This window comes from Bacillus sp. AK031 (genome assembly GCF_053903065.1).
Genome location: NZ_CP096424.1, coordinates 1,234,010 through 1,253,144, shown reverse-complemented (window position 1 = coordinate 1,253,144; position 19,135 = coordinate 1,234,010). Strand labels below are relative to the sequence as shown.

Annotated in this window: 16 protein-coding genes; 2 read left to right on the top strand and 14 right to left on the bottom strand. The window is 42.5% G+C overall.

Annotation, left to right across the window (positions count from 1 at the left end; translation table 11 throughout):
* Positions 1-38 precede the first annotated feature (38 nt).
* The 12 genes from mtaB to gpr form a co-directional block, all read right to left on the bottom strand.
* Entirely contained in the window at positions 39-1,385 is a 1,347-nt protein-coding gene (gene mtaB, locus M1E09_RS06210; protein WP_456273983.1) for a tRNA (N(6)-L-threonylcarbamoyladenosine(37)-C(2))-methylthiotransferase MtaB, read from the bottom strand.
* 5 nt (positions 1,386-1,390) lie between these two features.
* A complete protein-coding gene (locus M1E09_RS06205; protein WP_456273982.1) occupies positions 1,391-2,143 on the bottom strand; it encodes a 16S rRNA (uracil(1498)-N(3))-methyltransferase in 753 nt (250 codons plus the stop codon).
* 24 nt (positions 2,144-2,167) lie between these two features.
* Positions 2,168-3,109, bottom strand: a complete 942-nt coding sequence (gene prmA, locus M1E09_RS06200; RefSeq protein WP_456273981.1) for a 50S ribosomal protein L11 methyltransferase — start codon at positions 3,107-3,109, stop codon at positions 2,168-2,170.
* A gap of 24 nt (positions 3,110-3,133) precedes the next feature.
* Positions 3,134-4,255, bottom strand: a complete 1,122-nt coding sequence (gene dnaJ, locus M1E09_RS06195; protein ID WP_456273980.1) for a molecular chaperone DnaJ — start codon at positions 4,253-4,255, stop codon at positions 3,134-3,136.
* Positions 4,256-4,438: 183 nt separating this feature from the next.
* Positions 4,439-6,265: a molecular chaperone DnaK gene (gene dnaK / locus M1E09_RS06190; protein ID WP_456273979.1), complete on the bottom strand. Its 1,827-nt coding sequence runs from the start codon at positions 6,263-6,265 to the stop codon at positions 4,439-4,441.
* 32 nt (positions 6,266-6,297) lie between these two features.
* Positions 6,298-6,891 carry a nucleotide exchange factor GrpE gene (gene grpE / locus M1E09_RS06185; RefSeq protein ID WP_456273978.1) on the bottom strand — a complete coding sequence of 198 codons (594 nt, stop codon included), beginning with the start codon at positions 6,889-6,891 and terminating at the stop codon, positions 6,298-6,300.
* Positions 6,892-7,019: 128 nt separating this feature from the next.
* Positions 7,020-8,048, bottom strand: coding sequence for a heat-inducible transcriptional repressor HrcA (hrcA, locus tag M1E09_RS06180; RefSeq protein ID WP_456273977.1), 1,029 nt, complete (start codon positions 8,046-8,048; stop codon positions 7,020-7,022).
* Between the two features lie 312 nt (positions 8,049-8,360).
* Positions 8,361-9,503: a radical SAM family heme chaperone HemW gene (gene hemW / locus M1E09_RS06175; protein WP_456273976.1), complete on the bottom strand. Its 1,143-nt coding sequence runs from the start codon at positions 9,501-9,503 to the stop codon at positions 8,361-8,363.
* A gap of 121 nt (positions 9,504-9,624) precedes the next feature.
* The gene (gene lepA, locus M1E09_RS06170; RefSeq protein WP_456273975.1) at positions 9,625-11,460 is read right to left on the bottom strand and encodes a translation elongation factor 4; all 1,836 of its coding nucleotides are present in this window, start codon (positions 11,458-11,460) and stop codon (positions 9,625-9,627) included.
* A gap of 407 nt (positions 11,461-11,867) precedes the next feature.
* Positions 11,868-12,203, bottom strand: coding sequence for a YqxA family protein (locus tag M1E09_RS06165; RefSeq protein WP_456273974.1), 336 nt, complete (start codon positions 12,201-12,203; stop codon positions 11,868-11,870).
* Positions 12,204-12,243: 40 nt separating this feature from the next.
* A complete protein-coding gene (gene spoIIP, locus M1E09_RS06160) occupies positions 12,244-13,449 on the bottom strand; it encodes a stage II sporulation protein P (protein ID WP_456273972.1) in 1,206 nt (401 codons plus the stop codon).
* A gap of 177 nt (positions 13,450-13,626) precedes the next feature.
* Entirely contained in the window at positions 13,627-14,757 is a 1,131-nt protein-coding gene (gene gpr, locus M1E09_RS06155) for a GPR endopeptidase (protein ID WP_456273971.1), read from the bottom strand.
* A 200-nt stretch (positions 14,758-14,957) separates the two neighbouring features.
* Between gpr and rpsT the strand changes: the two genes are divergently transcribed.
* Positions 14,958-15,209 (top strand): 30S ribosomal protein S20, encoded by a 252-nt coding sequence (rpsT, locus tag M1E09_RS06150; RefSeq protein WP_456273970.1) that lies wholly within the window; start codon positions 14,958-14,960, stop codon positions 15,207-15,209.
* A 94-nt stretch (positions 15,210-15,303) separates the two neighbouring features.
* On the opposite strand, the gene holA is transcribed toward rpsT, so the two are convergent.
* Positions 15,304-16,341, bottom strand: a complete 1,038-nt coding sequence (gene holA, locus M1E09_RS06145) for a DNA polymerase III subunit delta (RefSeq protein ID WP_456273969.1) — start codon at positions 16,339-16,341, stop codon at positions 15,304-15,306.
* A 292-nt stretch (positions 16,342-16,633) separates the two neighbouring features.
* Between holA and M1E09_RS06140 the strand changes: the two genes are divergently transcribed.
* Positions 16,634-16,768 (top strand): YqzM family protein, encoded by a 135-nt coding sequence (locus M1E09_RS06140; RefSeq protein WP_456273968.1) that lies wholly within the window; start codon positions 16,634-16,636, stop codon positions 16,766-16,768.
* Between the two features lie 64 nt (positions 16,769-16,832).
* Here M1E09_RS06140 and M1E09_RS06135 read toward each other — a convergent pair whose 3' ends face one another.
* Positions 16,833-19,130: a DNA internalization-related competence protein ComEC/Rec2 gene (locus M1E09_RS06135; protein ID WP_456273967.1), complete on the bottom strand. Its 2,298-nt coding sequence runs from the start codon at positions 19,128-19,130 to the stop codon at positions 16,833-16,835.
* Positions 19,131-19,135: the final 5 nt, after the last annotated feature.

Genomic DNA, 19,135 nt, shown 5'->3' with positions numbered 1-19,135 from the left:
AAAGCCGGTTCCTGTTAGAGAACCGGCTTTATTTCAATTCAGCTGACTGCGCTTGTTTTTTCTTCTTCCAGGACCCTGACGAATTGTCCTTCGTTATAAGGGTAGCCTGCTTTCGTAATTTTAACCTTAACAAGCTTGCCAATCATATCTTCAGATGCCAGGAAGACCACTTTCATGTAGTTATCGGAATAACCCACATACAAGCCGCTGTCCGGATCTTCTTTGTAAATCTCTTCTGGAATAACCTCCAGCACTTCATTTTCAAACTGTGAAGCATATTCTTTAGCAAGCTGATTGGACAGCTCAATTAAACGATGAACTCTTTCATTTTTCACATCTTCATCGATTTGATCGGTCATTCTTGCCGCAGGAGTACCCGTCCGTTTCGAATAAGGGAAAACGTGGAGTTCAGAGAATTTATGATCTTTAATAAAGTTGTAGGTTTCCATGAATTCCTCTTCCGTTTCCCCAGGGAACCCGACAATCACATCCGACGTCACAGCAAGTCCGGGCAACGCTTTTTTCAGCATTTCAATTCTCTCAGCGAAAAATTCCATGGTGTATTTTCTTCTCATTCTCTTCAAAACAGTATTAGACCCTGACTGCAGCGGAATATGAAGATGCCTTACTACCATATTGGAATTATCAATCACTTCAATTACTTCGTCCGTTAGCTGGCTTGCTTCTATGGATGAAATCCTGATGCGTTTTAAGCCCTTTACCTGCGCTTCCAGGTCACGAAGCAGCATTGCAAGATTATAATCCTTCATGTCTTCACCATAACCGCCTGTATGGATCCCAGTGAGGACGATTTCTTTATATCCTGCATCCACCAGCTGTTGAGCCTGGCGGATTACTTCCTCAGGGTCTCTCGAGCGCATTAAACCTCTTGCCCAAGGAATGATGCAGAAGGTACAGAAATTATTGCAGCCTTCCTGAATCTTCAAAGAAGCTCTTGTACGGTCTGTAAAAGCAGGAACTTGCAGCTCCTCATACACACGATTTTTCATTATATTTCCGACACCGTTGATTGGTTGTCTTTCTTCTTTGAATTGCTCGATATATTCGAGCATCTTTCTGCGGTCTTGCGTTCCTACGACTATATCCACTCCTGGAATCGCCATGATTTCGGCAGGAGACGTCTGGGCATAACAGCCTGTGACACATATAACGGCATCAGGGTTCTTCCTGATAGCACGCCTGATTACCTGGCGGCTTTTCTTATCACCAGTGTTTGTAACAGTACAGGTATTGATAACATATACATCAGCAGTATTTTCATATTCGAGGCGTTCATAGCCTTCTTCTTTAAATAATTGCCAAATAGCCTCTGTTTCATAGTGATTCACTTTACAACCGAGGGTATGAAAAGCTACAGTTGGCATAATAGTCACCTCATTAACTCAAATTGATAGGATGCGGCAGACAGCAGGTATAGGGGCGCTGTCTCCGTCCGCTGAATTCTTGGACCTAATCCACATGGAATAAATCCGTGTTCCGTGAGCATATTTACTTCTTTATCAGTCAAACCGCCTTCTGGCCCAAAAACAGCCAGGAGACTGTCACCTTGTTTTGCTGATTGAAGGGTATGGGCTAAATTGCTGCTTTCACCGGCTTTAGCTTCTTCTTCATAAGCAATAACCTTATGATCGAAATCACCGGCCAATTGGATCAGCTCTTTCAATGACATGGGAGGAAAAATCCCGGGAACTTGCTGGCGGTGTGATTGTTCTGCCGCTTCCTTGGCAATTTTCGACCACCGTTCCACTTTCTTTTTTGCTTTTTTATCATCCCACTTTACAATCGAGCGATCTGCGGTAAAAGGGACAAATTGATAAGCACCAAGCTCAGTCCCTTTCTGTATGATCCACTCCAACTTGTCCCCTTTTGGCAGTCCGCTCGCAACGGTAATTTTCACCGGCATCTCTTTATCATCTGTTTCCCATTGTACTATCCTGGCTTCGAGATAGTCACTGGTAATCGTTTCAATTTCGGCTATTGCCGACCTGCCATCTTTAAAGACAGCGTAGAATGAAGCAGATTCAGACATTCTCATTACACGTACCATATGGTGGAAGTTCTCTCCGTCTATCATGATTGGACTTCCTTCTTCAAACTGCTGTTCCACAAAGTATCTCTGCATGGTGTTTCACCCTTTACAAGACGATTATTCAGGCTTTTTTGCTATTATTGCCACCCAGTCTTCCATCAAAATCACTTCTTCAATTTCAAAACCCGCTTCCATGATGGCTGACTTAACTTGTTCCTTCTTCTGGCCGATTATGCCAGAGGTGATAAAATAACCCCCAGGCTTTACAATAGCCGCAGCATCGTCTGTGAATCGGAGGATGACTTCAGCAAGTATATTTGCTACCACGACATCTGCTCCAGGCATGACACCATCAAGAAGATTATTTTGACTGACTGTAACGACTTCCTGCACCTTATTTAACTTCGTATTTAAACGGGCTGAATTCACAGCTACCTCATCAAGGTCATATGCCTCAACTTTTTTGGCTTGCAGCATAGCAGAAGCAATGCTGAGGACACCAGACCCAGTTCCAACATCAATGACATGATTTCCCGGCTTCACAGTCCGCTCCAACGCTTGTATACACATTACAGTCGTTGGATGAGTCCCTGTTCCAAACGCCATCCCCGGATCCAATTCGATGATAAGTTCATCACTGTGCACAGGTTCATATTGCTCCCAGGTAGGTACAATAGTAAATCTCTCAGATATCTTGACTGGATTATAATATTTTTTCCAAGCTGTAGCCCATTCTTCTTCATTTACTTCCGAAATCTCGACTTTGTTTCTTCCAATGTCGATATTATATTTCACAAGGTTTTCAACAGCCTGCTTAATTTCTTCAACCGTTTCGCCAAGGAAGCTGTTTACCGGCAGATAGGCCTTCACAATAACTCCCTCTTCAGGGAAGTCATCAGGATTGAGTTGGTAGATCTCTCCGAAAATGTCTTCACGCTCTTTTTCCAATTCAAATGGATCTTCAATCACTACCCCGCTTGCTCCTGCTTCATGAAGAATATTTGAAATCGGTTCGATCGCTTCATTTGTTGTATGAATGCTGATTTCTGACCACTTCATCGATTCTACCAACTCCGTTCCTGTTTATTCACCTTTAAAGGCGCGTTTTACCTTATCAAAAAAACTTTCATGCTGTTCGTCCGGAACCTGTCCAGTGATATCAGCAAATTCACGCAGCAGCTCTTTCTGCTTTTCTGTCAGCTTGGTAGGTGTTACGACTTTCACTCTGATATGCTGGTCCCCTGTGCCATATCCTCTTACGTTTGGCACACCTTTGCCTCTCAGCCTGAACTTGGTTCCTGTTTGAGTACCCGCAGGAACTTTCAGTTTCACTTTCCCATGCAATGTCGGTACTTCAATTTCATCTCCTAAAGCAGATTGAACGAATGTAATCGGCATTTCACAGTAGATATCGTCTCCGTCACGCTCAAAGAATTCATGTGGCCTTACATGGAAAACGACATATAAATCTCCTGGAGGGCCTCCGTTTACACCTGGCTCTCCTTGTCCGGTAACTCTCAGCTGCTGGCCTTCATCGATTCCAGCCGGAATTTTCACATGTATTTTTCTACGTTTTTGGACTTTTCCATTTCCTCCGCATGTATTACATTTTTCCTTGATGAATTTCCCAGTACCATGGCAATGGTGGCAGACTCTGCGGTTCACAATGCGTCCAAAAGGCGTGTTCTGTTCCACATTCAGCTGGCCGGTACCTTGACAGTGTGAGCAGGTTTCCGGTTTGGTTCCCGGCTTGGCTCCTGAACCGTCACAAGTATCACATTCTTCTTCTTTAGGAATTTCAATATCTGTTTCTTTGCCAAATACCGCTTCCTCGAACGTTACGCTCATGGTATATTGCAAGTCAGCACCCGCTCGCGGTGCATTTGGGTCACGACGGCGTCCGCCGCCTCCGCCAAAGAATGTATTGAAGATATCTTCAAATCCTCCGAAGCCGCCGCCGAAGTCTCCCCCGCCGAATCCCTGGTTTGGATCTGTATGGCCAAAGCGGTCATATTGGGCTTTCTTTTGCTCATCACTCAATACTTCATATGCTTCGCTGATTTCTTTGAATTTATCATTTGCATCCGCTTCTTTATTAATATCAGGATGATATTTTTTTGAGAGTTTGCGGTATGCTTTTTTAATTTCATCTTTCGAGGCGCCTTTTTCAACGCCGAGAACTTCATAATAGTCCCGTTTACTCATCAATACAACACTCCCGATTCCTTATGCATAAAGGTTATTTTAACATTAAAAGGGGGTCCCTCACAATATTAATTGAGAAATAGGGGAGATTCCCCCTGGTCCCCAGTGCCTTACCAAAGAAAAAGCCAAAGTCAAGATAGACCTGACTTTGACTTTCCTTTTGGCCGTATTTATGAAGTTGTATTACTTGTCGTCTTTTACTTCTTCATATTCAGCATCGACAACATCATCATCGCCGCCTGCCTGGCCTTCAGCTCCCTCAGCTTGCTGCTGGGCTTGTGCTGCTTGTTCATAAAGCTTCATTGATAGAGCTTGAACGATTTCCTGAAGAGCATCCTTTTTCGTGCGGATTTCTTCCAAGTCGTCTTTTTCGATTGCAGCTTTCAGTTCATCTTTAGCATCTTCAGCTTTTTTGACTTCAGCTTCCTCTACTTTGTCACCAAGATCTTTGATTGTTTTTTCAGTAGTAAAGATCAATTGATCTGCTTCATTGCGAAGTTCAACTTCTTCTTTACGTTTTTTATCAGCTTCCGAATTTTCTTCAGCTTCTTTCACCATACGTTCGATTTCATCTTCAGATAAACCAGTTGAAGATTTGATTGTGATGTTTTGCTCTTTTCCTGTTCCAAGATCTTTGGCAGAAACATTAACAATACCGTTTTTATCGATATCGAACTTAACTTCAATTTGCGGTACTCCGCGTGGTGCAGGCGGGATATCAGACAATTGGAAACGTCCAAGTGTCTTGTTGTCTGCTGCCATTGGTCTCTCACCTTGAAGGATATGGATATCAACAGCATTCTGGTTATCTGCTGCAGTTGAGAATACCTGTGACTTGGATGTAGGGATAGTCGTGTTGCGCTCGATAAGCTTCGTAGATACGCCGCCCATTGTTTCAATACCAAGTGATAATGGTGTCACGTCAAGAAGAACAACGTCTTTTACGTCACCAGTCAATACTCCACCTTGGATGGCAGCACCCATTGCCACTACTTCATCAGGGTTAACACCCTTATGAGGGTCTTTTCCTAATTCTTTCTTGATTGCTTCTTGAACAGCAGGAATACGTGTAGACCCGCCGACAAGGATAACTTTGTCGATTTCACTTGCAGAAAGACCAGCATCTTTCACTGCTTGGCGAGTAGGTCCCATAGTACGCTCCACCAGATCAGCAGAAAGCTCATCGAATTTTGCACGTGTCATGTTCACTTCCAAGTGCAATGGTCCACTTTCACCTGCTGTGATGAACGGCAGTGAAATTTGCGTGGAAGTTACACCAGACAAATCTTTCTTCGCTTTTTCAGCCGCATCTTTAAGGCGTTGAAGCGCCATTTTATCTTTTGACAAGTCAATGCCGTTTTCTTTTTTGAACTGCTCTACAAGGTAGTCAATGATGACTTGGTCAAAGTCATCTCCACCAAGTCTGTTGTCCCCTGCAGTTGAACGCACCTCGAAAACACCATCGCCAAGTTCAAGGATGGAAACGTCGAAAGTACCTCCGCCAAGGTCATAAACAAGGATTGTTTGGTCTTCTTCCATTTTATCAAGGCCATAAGAAAGTGCAGCAGCTGTCGGCTCGTTGATGATACGCTCTACTTCAAGGCCGGCGATTTTACCTGCATCCTTAGTAGCCTGACGTTCAGCATCATTGAAATAAGCCGGCACAGTGATGACTGCTTTTTCAACTTTCTCGCCAAGATAGTCTTCTGCGTAACCTTTCAAGTGTTGAAGGATCATTGCAGAAATCTCCTGAGGAGTGTACTCTTTATCTTCAATCTTTTCTTTATAGTCTGTTCCCATATGGCGCTTGATGGAAATTACTGTGTTTGGGTTTGTGATAGCCTGGCGCTTTGCCACTTCCCCAACTTGCATTTCCCCATTTTTAAATGCTACAACGGAAGGAGTTGTACGGTTGCCTTCCGGGTTTGGAATTACTTTTGGCTCTCCGCCTTCAAGGACTGACACGCATGAGTTTGTAGTCCCCAAGTCAATACCGATTATTTTGCTCATGAGAAAAACCTCCTTGTATTCTGTATGTAAGTTTATTGATTCACTTTTACCATTGAAGGGCGAATTACACGGTCCTTCAGTTTATAACCTTTTTGGAACTCTTCAATAACGATGTTTGAACCAAAATTTTTATCTTCCCCTTGCATTACAGCTTGGTGCAGATGAGGATCGAATTCATGGCCGACTGTTTCAATCGGTTCCACTCCTTCTTTTTTCAGCGCTTCCACTAAGCTACGATAAACCATTTCCATTCCTTGAAGCAAGGATTTTGTCTGCTCATTTTCTGGTTCGATATTCAAGGCACGCTCAAAGTTATCGATTGCCGGAAGCAATTCAGTTAACAAGCTTTGAGCTTTATATTTTTCACTCGCCTCACGGTCCAGGTTCGCGCGGCGGCGGAAATTATCAAAATCAGCACGCAATCTCAAGTAACGGCTCTCAGACTCATCCAACTTTGATTGCAGTTCCAGGATTTGTGTTTCCTCCGGAGATTGTCCGCTCTCTTCGCCATCCTGATCCTCCAGGCTTTCAGCAAAAATTTCTTCTTCATTCCCTGCAGAGGCTTGCTCTTCTTGCTGATCATTCATTTCTTCGTGATCAACTTTGTTGTTCATTTCTTCTGCCATTCCTTTCACCTCCTTAAAAGTAGAGGACGCCTCCTCTTTGACGACAGCTGTTTCAAAACGGAGCCGGGACGAAGGCACCGACAGCTGTCCATCAGTCCCGTTATCCTTTATCAATATATCCACCGGCATTAGCTTTGATACAGTTTCGTTAACGCTTTGGACATATCTTCACTAAGAAAATTCAATAAGCTAATGACCCTGGAATATTCCATCCTTGTCGGCCCCAGTATTGCAATTGAGCCTACTTTTTCGTCAGCAACTGAATAAGAAGCCGTAATGAGGCTGCAATTCTCCATTGCAGATACATTATTTTCTTTGCCAATCTTCACATTCAAGCCATTCGGAAGGTGCTTGATCATATCATAAATGCCTTCCTCCTGTTCTATCATGTTCAACAGCAGGCGCACCTTTTGGATATCATTGAATTCCGGCTGATTAAGCATATTCGTTTTCCCGCCGAAAAACAGCTTCTCATTTGACGGAAGATCCATTGTGCTTACCAATGAATGAAGCATCAAATCATAGTTATGGATGTGCTGCTTTAACAGCTGAGCAACCTCTTTGAATATCTTGTCATTCAATTCATGCATGGAAACACCGGATAAGCGTTCATTCAAAATATTGACGAGCTTTTCCAGGTCACTTGAGTTTACCGATTGCGGGATTGTGAACATCCGGTTTTGCACATGTCCTGTATCCGTAACGATAATAGCAACTGCCGTTTCCTGGTTGATGGGGATGATCTGTATTTTCTTAAGCTTGTTTTCTTTCACCCCTGGACCAAGAACAATCGCCGTATAATTAGTGAGTTCTGAAAGGATCTTAGCGGATCTTTCCACGACTTTTTCCATTTCGTATATCCGCTCGGCAAAAATGGAACGGATCGTTTTGACATCCTTGTTTTCAAGCTGAACGGGTGCCAGCAGATGGTCTACATAATATCTGTAGCCTTTTTCTGACGGGATGCGACCGGAAGAAGTGTGTGGTTTCTCGATAAATCCGTACTCCTCTAAATCTGCCATTTCATTCCTGATCGTTGCGGAACTGAAAGATATTTCTTCTTTTTTAGATAGGCTTCTCGAACCTACAGGTTGTGCAGACCGGATGAAATCATCAATGATTACTTGAAGTATAAGCAACTGTCGATCTGTTAACAACTTTTCATCACCTCTGTTAGCACTCTCGTTTAATGAGTGCTAAATCTAATAATAAATTATCAAATCATGTTGGAGATGTCAATTAGAACAAATCGTTGGTCTGGACTTTCTTGTATGAAATTTTTGGAAAGGGTTTATTGATTTCCGCTCCAGGTGTGCGACTCCGCGGGGCGGGCGTGGAGCCTCCTCGCCTTCGCCTGTGGCATCTCCACTGTCCCGCTGCTCCCGCAGGAGGTCGCACACCTTCCGCTCCAATCAATCCATCAGAACAAAATGACCATTCCGTTTTGGATGAGCTATTAAAACCACATTTTAAATGACTCCCAAAAAGGCCTGGAAGACTTCGTTGCCGAGAAACTTTCCTTTTTGGGTTAAGCGGATATAGGAATTTTCTACAGTTAATAATTCCTTTTTAGTCATTTCTTCAATGGCTTCTTTAAAAACAGCCAATGGACTTTCCCCGAATTTTTCAGTGAAACGGACGACGGATACTCCTTCGGCTTTTCGAAGTCCGAGGAACATTTCTTCTTCCATCTTTTCAGCTTTTGTCTGTTCATGGTTTTCAATAATCGGCAAACGTCCTTCAGCCAATGGGTCCATATATTTTTTCAGCGGTCCGTAGTTGGCATACCGGTTTCCATTGGCATATCCATGTGCGCCTGCTCCAAAGCCATAGTATTCTTCATTATTCCAATAAACCAGGTTGTGTCTGCTCTCATAACCCTTTTTGGCAAAGTTGCTGATTTCATATTGATGGACTCCAGCTCTTTGCATCTCTTCCATCAATACACTGTACATCTCAGCTTCCGCTTCCTGCGGAGGCAAAGACAGCTTTCCTTTTCTCATCAGATTATAAAACACGGTTTTCGGTTCAATGATGAGAGAATATCCGGAGTAATGAGGAAGATCGAAATCTAATGCCGTTTTCAAGGTATGCTTGAAATCCTCAACCGTCTGTCCAGGCAAAGCATAGATCAAATCAATACTGATGTTATCAAAACCGGCTTTCTGGGCGGCGTCGATTGAAGTATATACATCTTTGCTTCTATGATTCCGGCCGATTCTCTCAAGCAGCTTATCATTAAAGGATTGAACGCCAAAGCTTAAACGGTTCACACCATGTTCATAAAGCACTTCCAATTTATCGCTCGTTAAATCTCCGGGATTAGCTTCGAAAGTAAACTCCACCTCATCCTTTGAGAAAGGAAGGGTATCACTAATATTTTTACATAAAACTTCCAGTTGAGAGGCGTCCAAAGCTGTCGGTGTACCGCCTCCAACAAATATCGTCGACAATTTCTCTGCAGGATACTTCTCGATCCCCATTTTCATTTCTTTATTCAGGGAAGCCAGGTATTCATCTACCGGCTGTCCCTTCATGAACACCTTATTGAAATCACAATAATGGCAAATATGATGACAGAAAGGAATGTGGATATATGCTGAACGTATCATTTTTTCACTACCTTTGATAAATCCCGATAGAGAAAGGGGGGCCTGCTCTTAATACAAGCAAATCCCCCCTTCATTTTTATGTTATTAAAAATCGAGATCTTGAATTTTAATATTATAACCCTTACTTAGAACCACCGTCATCATCCATTTTCAATACGGCCATGAATGCCTCTTGCGGAACCTCTACCGAACCGACTTGTTTCATTCGCTTCTTACCTTCTTTTTGCTTTTCAAGAAGTTTACGTTTACGTGAAATATCTCCGCCGTAACATTTAGCAAGGACGTTTTTACGGATGGCTTTAATCGTGGAACGTGCCACGATTTTCTGGCCGATCGCTGCCTGGATCGGAACCTCAAACTGCTGTCTCGGAATGAGTTCCTTTAATTTATCAACGATGATTTTCCCTCTATCATAAGCAAAGTCTCTATGGACGATGAAGCTTAAAGCATCAACCTGTTCTCCATTTAAAAGAATATCCATTTTCACAAGCTTGGACTCTTTATATCCGATTAATTCATAATCAAATGACGCATAGCCTTTTGTGCTTGATTTCAACTGATCAAAGAAATCATAGACAATTTCAGCCAATGGAATTTCGTACACGATGTTGACGCGTGTTTCATCCATATATTGCATATCGATGAAATTGCCCCGTTTACCCTGGCATAATTCCATGACGGCTCCAACATAGTCATTAGGTACCATCATTGTCGCTTTTACATAAGGTTCCTCAACACTCTCGACCTTTTGCGGGTCAGGCATCATGGAAGGATTATCTACCTTCAATTCTTCGCCATCTGTCATATGGACATTGTAAATAACACTTGGCGCTGTCGTAATCAAATCAATTTTGAATTCACGTTCTATACGTTCCTGGATGATTTCCATATGAAGTAATCCAAGGAATCCGCATCTGAAACCAAATCCGAGCGCCTGGGATGTTTCCGGCTCGTATTGAAGGGCTGAATCATTCAGTTCCAGTCTTTCCAACGCTTCACGGAGATCATTGTATTTAGCAGAATCAATCGGATATAAACCACAGTAAACCATCGGATTAAGCCTTCTATAACCTGGAAGAGGCTTATCGGCAGGATTCTTTGCACCCGTAATGGTATCACCTACACGAGTATCTCCGACATTCTTGATTGCAGCCGTTAAGTAGCCTACATCTCCGACAGTCAATTCTTTGGTTGAAGTCGCTTTTGGCGTGAACACTCCGACATCATTGACTTCAAATTCCTTGCCGGTCGCCATCATCTTGATTTTGTCGCCGACCTTGACAGAACCTTCTACCACACGGATATACGCAATGACTCCTCGATACGAATCATATAAGGAATCAAAAATCAGAGCCTGCAGCGGGTTATCCGGATCTCCCTCTGGGGCAGGAACTTTTTCAACCACCTGTTCCAGGATATCCTCAATGCCGATTCCCGCTTTGGCAGATGCAAGGACTGCTTCCGATGCATCCAGTCCAATGACATCTTCCACCTCTTGTCTTACACGTTCAGGGTCTGCAGCCGGCAGGTCAATTTTATTTATTACCGGCAGTATTTCAAGATTGTTGTCGAGTGCCAAATAAACATTGGCTAACGTCTGTGCTTCAATCCCTTGGGCTGCATCGACGACGAGAACTGCGCCTTCACAAGCTGCCAGGCTTCGGGAAACTTCGTATGTGAAGTCGACGTGGCCCGGTGTATCAATCAAATGGAAAATATATTCTTCCCCATCTTTTGCCTGATATTTTAGTTGAACAGAATTAAGCTTGATCGTTATTCCACGTTCTCTTTCGAGGTCCATTGAATCAAGCAGCTGCTCTTTCATTTCTCTGGCAGTCAATGCTTTTGTTTTTTCAAGAATTCTATCAGCCAAAGTAGATTTTCCATGATCTATATGTGCAATGATAGAAAAGTTACGGATTTTCTGTTGTCTTTTTAATTTTTCCTCACGGTTCATTACTTTCAACTCCTGTTAATCGACGCATGTACACTATTTTGAATTATAGCAGTACATATAGCAATATTCAATCATAACCATAGCGGCAGGATGAATGCTTAATTTAGGATTCCATCCCCTGTGTTTTATAGTATATGCTTTCGGTATGATTTTTCATGGGTATTTGTCCGAACAATATTTACGAAAAGAGCGATACATAAAAAAAGCGCAAGCGCCTTGGTCAGCCCCGACAAGCATAAGACGAGCCGGCGGGAAGGTTGCTCTTTAACCTTCTTGACGGATTGGCTTATGCTTGTCGGGGCTAGGCGCTGGAGCTGGATTCAGAACCGCCACCTAATTTCCATACCATCTTTTTTATACTTTCTTATCTCTTAAAAAAAAGAGAACGCCAGCAAGCGTCCTCTTTATCAAATCAAAGATGAAACAAATTCCACTGTTTTTTCTGCCAGTCCTTTTATGATGCCGGCGACTGATTTCCCGATTTCGGAAAAGAAATTAAAGCTTTTCATTTCCTCCAGCTTTTTTTTCTTCTCGGAAATAGAGGCACTCCCCATCTCCTGCCCCAAAAGGGACGCTTCGATATTCCCCGCCTCGTCTTCGGATACTGTCAGGGGAGTCCCAAAAGCCTCGTCATCATACCCCTTCATATCCCTGATCCCATCGTTTGCTTTTTGCATCCCGATGAGAACGCCGATGAATAATATTGAAACCAACAGTATGCTTTTTAACATGAAACGTTTCATCTTGCTCATCCTTTACTTCAATGTTTAAAATCCTGTACCTCTATTCGCTTGATGCAGGTGCCGAGATGACATGCCCTACTTTATCCGCCTGCCAATAATACTCTGAAAACACGTCCGCTAAAGCAGCTGATGACCGGTTTAATTCTTCAAATGTATTGTCGACTCCGCCAAATTCGACCAGTAGTGAATTTGCCGTTAAATCCTGATTGAATTTCCCGTTTGTCCCGCTGCCTTTCTTAACGAAAACCCCTCGTGAGATTCCTTTATATTTTGTATCAAGCTGGTTATGAAGTTCTTTTGCTATCTTTAAGTTCTTTTCATAATTTGGATGCTCTGCCCCGACTACGAAAGCCAGTTTTGCATATGGCTGACCGTTTATTGTCGCAGTCGTGATGTCTTTTCTCTGGGAATCCCTGTGGATATCAATTAAGTAGATCAAATCTTTATTTCCGGCCATCGCCGCCTGGGCAACTGGCCGCGATTCCTGGTAGGCATACCAATAGTCAAGGCCTTTCTTGTTGAGGTTTGCGATAATATCGGTTTTGTCGATCATCGTTCCGATTCCCCTGTTTTCCAGCTCTTCTTTTAATTTATCTCCAACTTTGGTGACATTTATTTGTGAATGATGGGCAAGATCCGGATTATTTACATCTTTCAAGTATGGCAAATAGGATTCACGAGTATGTGTAAAGTAAAGGTAAACTGTTTTTTTATCCCCTGTCGTCAATCCTGAGTTATTGGTATTCTCCCCTGAAGATGGATTTTCGATTTTTTCTGTATTCTGAAGCTGTGCATCATTATCAGGATTCAATACTTCCGCAGGCGGGACCGATTCAAACGGCATATTAGTAAAATCGGTGCCTTCCCCGGCAACGAGAATGTCTGAGTCAAAAATTGAAAACCCTGGGAGTTCCCTTCCAAGGAAACTGCGGGGATCCTGAAAACTGACATTCGTCGCCATCCTGAAAATGAGATTGGACATCGACGGCAGTTCCACCTCTGCAGGTTGAGCTGATTCAAACGCCCTGTTTTCCATAGTGAAGAGGTTATATAACATCTCCCCTGATACATGCTCTGTTGCATGATTGACGGAACTGGATGCGATTCTGTATTCAGGTTTTAGCGACGTAAGGATTCCAGACAATGAAAAAATCGAAAGGAGGCCAAAAACAAATGCCAATATTCCTTTAACAATTGTCGTTAGATTCACTGCTACAACATAATTGGACGACTTATACGACTTCATATTTCCACCCTTCCTGTCCGACTCTAGTACAAATTATGATAGAGATAGAAAAAGTAGAACTGAAATAGAGAAGTCGTTTTGTGAATTTGATGTTGTTACAATGATGATCCCTTTCCGGCTGCGGACAACATTCCAGCATATAAAAAGTACAAGCCCAGTGAGCTTGTACTTCTTGAATCAATGTGTTTTAAACCCGGCATCTTCCTGATCAACCGCACTGTGCAGAGCCGCATTCAGCCCGCTCGCCACCAGATTGGCCATGTCTTCAATGAAAACATCGACTTCCTTTGGCGTTACCATTAGATTATGGCCTATCGGTGATAACACTTCATGAATGAGCTTCCTTTTTTCCTGGTCCTCAAGAGTGCCAACAATCCCAAGGAAGGTTTTCCGGTGATGTTCTTCCGGAAGATCCTCTTCTGTCAGCTTTCTCCTTTCACCGAACGTCATGCCGGCAGGAGCCAAAGAACGGGAAGGCCTATCTCCTTCATTAAGCTCTTTGCCAAAATGCTTAAGAAGAAAATCCACTGTATCACTTGCGATCGTAACAGCATCCACCACCGTAGGGATTCCGATTGCAATAACCGGGACTCCGAGAGTCTCTTCATCCAGACCTTTTCGTTTATTCCCTACCCCTGAACCTGGATGGATGCCCGTATCTGAAATTTGAATAGTAGAGTTGACTCTCTCAATTGAACGTGAGGCAAGGGCATCGATTGCTATAATAAAGTCCGGTTTCGATTTCTCGACTACCCCGTATATAATGTCACTTGTTTCAATCCCGGTGAGCCCCATGACTCCAGGAGAAAGTGCGGATACTGAGCGATAGCCTTCTTCAACCGCTTCAGGCTGCAATTCAAAAAGATGTCTAGTTACAATCAAATTTTCACAAACAAGAGGCCCCAATGCATCGGGTGTGACATTCCAGTTCCCAAGCCCTACAATCAGGCAGCTCGCGTCTTGACTTATTCCTTTCTCTTTCAAGAAGGCACTAAACTCCTTAGCAAAAACTTCCTCTACTTTTTGTTGAAGTGCGGCTTGGCTCTGCCTGATTCCATGAGCTTCTATTGTCAGGTAATTACCAGCCTTTTTCCCCAGCAATTCTTGGCCTTCTTCCGTAATTTTAACGTGTGAGACCGTTATTCCTTCAATCTCTTTTTCATTTACGATGACGCCTTTTAACTCTGATACCTGTTCAGCCTTTTCAGCATCTTTGCTTTTTTCGGCAAGTACCATCTCTCTTGCTTCAACAGCAAGATCGGTTCTGATAGAATATTGACTTAAATCGACCGTTTCTTTCTCTTCCATTTTGACAGCCCCCTTATGCTTAGCTTCATTACCTTTATCTTTGCCTTTAAAGAAACTTTCATTCACCTGATATCTTTTCAAATGAAGAGTATTGCATTATATACCCTGATTTGATAAAATATCATTTGTTCTGATTAATTTTAAGAATTGTAAAATCGAGTTGAATATAATTCTCGATCGCTTTGTAGGAGGTGACAGGAATGCCAAATATTAAATCTGCTATCAAACGCGTAAAAACGAGCGAAGCAAGAAATGCACAAAACGCAACTGTAAAATCATCTATGCGTACTGCTGTTAAAAAAGCGGAAGCTGCTGCACAAAACAATGATGATAACGCTAAAGAACTAGTAGCTCAAGCAGTTAAGCATTTAGATAAAGCAGCACAAAAAGGTCTTATCCACAAAAACGCTGCTGATCGTTCAAAATCACGCTTAATGAAAAAAGTTAACTAATTGACTTAAAAAAAGATCCCTCAAAATGAGGGATCTTTTTTTGTCTCTTTGTAATTCATACAGTGCAGGTGATTCCGTTTCACCCGATACTTTATTATCTGGAATTACTCAAAGACTGTTCATGTATCTTAAATAAAAAAAGTTCAATAATCATTTCTTTCTTTTGTCTGCCTGTTTTCATTTCATAGTCTCCCTGGGAGAGGAGCTCAATGATGGTTGAGAGCTGTTTATCTGTAAAGTGTTTAGCCTGGCCGGCTGCGAGTTTGACCCTGAACGGATGGACCCTTAAAAATCCAGCGATCTTCTGCTGGCCGTATCCTCTTCTTGCCAATTCCTTCACTTGGTAAATAAGCCTGAATTGACCAGATAAAACCGCAAGTATCTTGATGGGTTCTTCATTTTGCTTCAATAAATCATAATAGATCCGCAATGCTTCTTCTGTTTTTCGCTGAACTACTTTTTCCACCAGAGCGAAAATATTTTGTTCCAAAGAACGGGCAGTCAATGCTTCCACAACCGTTTCATCAATCCGGCTGGTTTCACTGACATACAAAGACAGCTTGTCAATTTCCTGTGTAAGCATCATCAAGTTGGTGCCTGCAAGAGCAAGCAGCAAGTCGATGGCTCCTTCATCGATTTGAACCGTATTGGATGCCGCTCTTTCTCTCACCCATGTTCTTAATTCTTTTTCATTCAATTTTTTCGCTTCAAGTACTTCTGCCTGCTTTTTTAATTGTTTAGTGATTTTCTTGCGCTCATCAAGCTTTTCATAAGGAGCAGAAATGACAAGGATGGTATATGGAGATGGGGAAGAAAGATACTGTTCAAATTTTTTGATGTTATGTTCAACTTTCTCCTTCGTTTTTTCAGCGGTCAAAAATACGGGATTATGTAGAACGACCACACGCCTTTCCCCCATAAATGGAAACGTTTCAGCATCCTCTATGGCTGTCTCGACGGGTGTCTCTTCAAGATCATAAACTGAAAAGTTAAAGTCCACCTCTTCTTCAGAAACAGCTTGTCCGACAATTTTTTGCTTCGTTTCATTTATCAAAAAGGATTCTTTTCCATATAATAAGTATATGCTGGCAAATTGTTTGTTCTCGATTTTCTTCCAAATATCAATAACCAAAGTCGCACTCTCCATTTTCTCTAGATAATACTATCCTAAAAAAGCCTGGCGGTTTTGACAAGTGGAAAGGGGACGCCCAAGGATGAGGACACCCCCTAAATCTATATTTAACGCCGATGAAAAAGACCTAGGACCCTTTTTGACCGGCGGTATCTCCCTTGTAAATATTAGTGTCACCAGAGAATGTGAACATATATGTGACAACTCTTGTCAGTAAAGGAAAATGTAAAGTGCAAGTATAGATTTTTTCAATGGAATCATCTATACTAAGATAGAAATAGGAGGGGTACTTATGAACGAATTCGAAAAAAATGTCCAATCGAAAAGAAATGATGCAATTGATTCTGGCGTTGGTTTCATCGTATCTTTCGGTTTCTTTGCCACATTGTTCATAATGGCTGTAGTCATTAAGTACATAGGTTCTTAATGAGTAAGCATGGGAGTTCGTCACTTGACGAACTCCTTTTTCGTTCTGTTATTCGTAATACATCTTATGGGAGTATCGTTGTAAACGTTCCACTTCTGCCTAAAAATTTATAATGGATTCCGCCGTGGACCGCAGTGCTGTAAACCTTAACTTCTCCTTCTTCGAGCCTGCCGACCACCTCAGGACTCGGATGTCCGTACCGGTTGTTCACCCCTGCTGAAATTAAAGCATAATCCGGCGTTAATACAGAGAGAAAAGGCGCGCTTGAAGAAGTGGAGCTTCCATGATGCCCGACTTTTAAAACATCCACATCAATCCTCCATCTTTGAATCAGCTCCCGCTCCCCTTCCTTCTCCAAGTCACCGGTAAACAGCCATTTTTTACCCCCGAATTCACCATAAAGCACCAAAGAATCATTATTCCCTTCATAATGCTCATCAAATGGGTATAAAAACATGAAACTCCCGCTGTTTTCACTCCAGCTTTCACCTGCTTTAGCCTTCTTGATTTGAATTTCTTTTTTATTCCCCTTTTCGATAATTGCTTTGACGGCTTTGCTTCTTTCTGAGCCTGGAGAAATATAGATTTTCTCAATCTCAATATTTTCCATCAGTTCAACCACAGTACCAACATGGTCAAAATCACTGTGTGTCAAAATGAGCTTGTCGATCTTATCAATGCCCTTGCTTTTTAATAACGGCATCAGGACATGGGTGCTTAGGGAATATTCATTAGTTCTCTTCTGCCACGGCTCTTCCGAAAATGACATAACACCTCCTGTATCGATCATATAGACCCCTTCATTGCGGGGAAGCTTGATGATAATGCAATCCCCCTGGCCGACATCCACCATGATGAGTTCACCATATGGATCGATGAAATCCGAATACTTATCCGCTCCCAGTAAAAAGATCAGCGGGAATACAGCGATTGTCCATTTTACTTTTTCTGCCTTGACAAAAAAGAAAAAAATGGAAAGGATATACAAACACATTAGTATCAATATTGGTTTTCCTGCTGAAAACGTGACCAATGGCAGATTAGTTAATTTAAGGGTTATGAAATCGATGAAAAGGACCGCATTTTCCATCAGGAATATCAAAATTCTGCCTCCAGGAGGAAATAGTTGAAGCAATAGGAAAGAAAGCAGCGCGAGCGGAAGAAGTATGATTGTAAAGAAGGGGACATAGAACGTATTCACTCCAAAGCCAATGAGAGAGAATTCGTAAAAATGCCATAGAAGGACCGGAATAGAAGCAATCTGACAAACAGCAGTTACTTTAAAGATCGTCTTCCACGCAGGGTCTCCTTGGTCCAGAAGGATTTTCGAAGATAAAACAAGGGCAAAACTAACACTAAATGACAATTGAAAGCCTATGTCTTTAAGGATTAGCGGGTCAACTAATAGGTAGCTGATTAAAACCAACGACAGGGCATCGGCAGCTGTCATTTTCCATTTTAGGAAGCTCGATACCAGCAAGGCACCCATGATGCCGGCAGCTCTTATTACAGGGGGAGCTCCACCAGTCAAAATAACATACAGAGGAAGTATCACAAGCAGAATCACTTTAACATGCTCCCTTGCAATCCCTGCTCTTAGAAAGCAAAAGAATAGAATGCCAAACAACATGCCTACATGCAGGCCGGAAATCGCCAGAAGGTGGATTACACCCAGGCGCTGGTACCCTGTGGTGATCTCATCTGGAATTCTGTCCCTGTTACCAAATACGAGAGCAGCAGCAATCGCGCCAGCCCTTTCAGGGTAGTGTTCATCAATTGATCTCAACCCTTTCTCCCTCCACACAGCCAGCTTTTCTATAAGCGGCAGCCTTCGGATAACGCATTGCTCAGCTGATAAATGATTTACTCTAAGGGTCCATTCAACACCCTTAGCGTGAAGATATTCTGCATAGTTGAAGGCGTTCTCGTTTCTCGCTGACTGCGGACGGGATAATTCACCCGGAACATTGCATGCTAATTCCGTAAAATCCATCTTCTCTAGCAATTCTTTTTGTCTTTTATCAGGAATCCTATAATGTAGTATTGCTTTCTCACTGTCATTCACTTTAATGAAGCCTCTTAAACTGTCTCCATCAATTTTAGGGGCTTCCCGAAAGGTGACGGTAAAAGGTATTTGAGAAGGGGAAAGGTTTGAATTAGGGGGATCTCCTTTATTAGAGGTTAACATAAATGAAGCGATAAGCAGGCAGAGGGATAAAACAAGCGGAACGGAAGGGAGGTTTCGGGTAAATAACAGTATGAGGAAAGTGAAGAGAAAAAATGCACCCCAATGAAAATGAAGTGCAAGCAGAGTACCAGTTACTACTGACAAGGCGGGATATATTAATTGTCCTTTTTTCATCAGCT

Coding starts and splice junctions, on each gene's coding strand:
- mtaB (WP_456273983.1), bottom strand. CDS start 1,385: ATGCCAACTGTAGCTTTTCATACCCTCGGTTGTAAAGTGAATCACTAT.
- M1E09_RS06205 (WP_456273982.1), bottom strand. CDS start 2,143: ATGCAGAGATACTTTGTGGAACAGCAGTTTGAAGAAGGAAGTCCAATC.
- prmA (WP_456273981.1), bottom strand. CDS start 3,109: ATGAAGTGGTCAGAAATCAGCATTCATACAACAAATGAAGCGATCGAA.
- dnaJ (WP_456273980.1), bottom strand. CDS start 4,255: ATGAGTAAACGGGACTATTATGAAGTTCTCGGCGTTGAAAAAGGCGCC.
- dnaK (WP_456273979.1), bottom strand. CDS start 6,265: ATGAGCAAAATAATCGGTATTGACTTGGGGACTACAAACTCATGCGTG.
- grpE (WP_456273978.1), bottom strand. CDS start 6,891: ATGGCAGAAGAAATGAACAACAAAGTTGATCACGAAGAAATGAATGAT.
- hemW (WP_456273976.1), bottom strand. CDS start 9,503: ATGATACGTTCAGCATATATCCACATTCCTTTCTGTCATCATATTTGC.
- lepA (WP_456273975.1), bottom strand. CDS start 11,460: ATGAACCGTGAGGAAAAATTAAAAAGACAACAGAAAATCCGTAACTTT.
- M1E09_RS06165 (WP_456273974.1), bottom strand. CDS start 12,203: ATGAAACGTTTCATGTTAAAAAGCATACTGTTGGTTTCAATATTATTC.
- spoIIP (WP_456273972.1), bottom strand. CDS start 13,449: ATGAAGTCGTATAAGTCGTCCAATTATGTTGTAGCAGTGAATCTAACG.
- gpr (WP_456273971.1), bottom strand. CDS start 14,757: ATGGAAGAGAAAGAAACGGTCGATTTAAGTCAATATTCTATCAGAACC.
- rpsT (WP_456273970.1), top strand. CDS start 14,958: ATGCCAAATATTAAATCTGCTATCAAACGCGTAAAAACGAGCGAAGCA.
- M1E09_RS06140 (WP_456273968.1), top strand. CDS start 16,634: ATGAACGAATTCGAAAAAAATGTCCAATCGAAAAGAAATGATGCAATT.
- M1E09_RS06135 (WP_456273967.1), bottom strand. CDS start 19,130: ATGAAAAAAGGACAATTAATATATCCCGCCTTGTCAGTAGTAACTGGT.